The 1,719-nt window shown below is 70.9% G+C and carries 1 protein-coding gene; it reads right to left on the bottom strand.

Annotation, left to right across the window (positions count from 1 at the left end):
- Positions 1–65: 65 nt before the first annotated feature.
- Positions 66–1,646: an IS1182 family transposase gene (locus ACZ4O3_RS44070; RefSeq protein WP_467728032.1), complete on the bottom strand. Its 1,581-nt coding sequence runs from the start codon at positions 1,644–1,646 to the stop codon at positions 66–68.
- Positions 1,647–1,719 lie beyond the last annotated feature (73 nt).

Raw genomic sequence — 1,719 nt, 5'->3', positions numbered from 1 at the left:
CCTAGAAGGTCGATGAAGATCTTGGTGAGGGGTTGTCCGGCCGTCAGGCCGGATACCCCCTGCGGTCATGCACCGGTCGGGGCGATGTGCCAGGTGCCCCTGGTGTGGGTGAGCCCGAGGTTGATCAGCCGGCGGAGGTTGAGGGCGGCGGCTCGGGTGTGGAGCCAGGTGTTGTTCTTGATGGTGCCGCGGTAGCGCAGGCGCCGGTTGCCGTGCTGGACGAGCCAGGCGACGGCGCGTTCGACCGGTGGCCGCCAGCGGCGGTAGTCGGCCTGCCAGCCGGGGTCGGTGGCGGCCTGGTCGCGGGCGGCTGTGTGGAGGTCGTGGTGCGGGCGGATGGTCAGGACGCGTCCGGCCCTTGCTTTGGTGCACCGCTCACGCAGGCGGCATCCGGTGCACAAGCTCCCGAAAACGGCTTTGCGCTGGTGGTATTGCCCGCCGGGGTCGGACAGGGCCACGGTGTGTCCGGCCGGGCAGGTCACGACGGCCGCTGTGGTGTCGATGGCGAAGTCGTCGAGGGTGAAGCCGCCGGGGACCGCAGGCCGCAGCGGGGCGGCCTTGATGAACAGCCGGTGCCCGGCCTCGTGGAGGGCCTGGCGGACATCGCCGGCGGAGTAGGCGGTGTCACCGAAGACGTCCAGCTGGTTGTCCTCGTCGGCGAGCAGCTCAAGACCCACGGCGGCCTCGTGGTGCTCGGGCCCGGCGCCGGGCCGCAGAGCAACGGCGGTGTATAAGCCGGTCTCGGGCTCGACGGCCAGGTGCGCCTTGAAGCCGTCCTGCTGGTGGCTGCGGGTCTTGTGGACGTGGCGTGCTTCGGGATCGACGGTGGAGACCATCCGGTTCGGAGCGGTGCCCCGGGTGATGCGCCAGCGTCCGTCACGCCCGTCGGAGTCCTCGGCGGGCTCGACGTCCTGGCCGGCGACCAGGGCCAGGATGCCCACCGCGTTCGCGGCTTTCTCACCGAGTTGCTGGTCGGGCAGGTGGCCCAGCAGCCGCAGGGCGTCTGTGACCAGCGCGTCGACCAGTCCGGCGCGGGCCTGCTCGTCGTTCCAGGCGATGCGGGGCTTGCCCGGGTCGGTGTAGTCGTGCGCGCTGCACTGGGCAGCGACGACCGCGTCGGCGCCGGGGACCTCGCGGATCACCGCCCGGACGGCGGCGATGATCTGGGTGACGGTGTCCTGGGTGGCGACCGCGTCGTCCAGCACGGTGGAGTCCAGCGCCCGGCGGTGCTTGCCCTTGAGTACGCCGGTGGCCTGCACGACCTCGCGCACGGCGTCGAAGACGCGGTTCGGGCGGGCGGAACGGGCCAGCCGGCGGCGGAAGTAGGCCAGCAGCGACGGGTCGAAGGCCATGTCGTTGAGGCCGAGCCCGCATGCGGCCTTCCACCGCAAATCGCACCGCAGTTCCTGGACCGTCTCGAAGTCCGACAGCCCGTGCAGGGCCTGCAAGGTGATCGCGGCGGCCAGGATCTGCGGCGGCATGCTCGGCCGTCCGTTCGCCGACGGATACATGTCCGCGAACATCTCAGCCCGGAACAGCTCACCGCGGTGCCCGGCCAGGAACGCGAACACACTCCCGGCCGGGATCAGATCCCGGCACGTCTCCCACACGTCCGGCCCGACCATCTCGCCGACCCACTCACCCATCGCCACAACACGAGTCTGGCCCTGCCGCTCACGCGGCAGGGCCAGAACCCCAAGATCTTCATCAGCCTTCTAG

The sequence above is a fragment of the Streptomyces sp. NPDC026515 genome (assembly GCF_055567595.1).
Note: the sequence above shows the minus strand (reverse complement) of the source record. Positions and strands in the feature narration are given on the sequence as shown.

What these genes read in the sequence shown, in the direction of transcription:
- ACZ4O3_RS44070 (WP_467728032.1), bottom strand. Translation starts at nt 1,646, where the DNA reads ATGGGTGAGTGGGTCGGCGAGATGGTCGGGCCGGACGTGTGGGAGACG.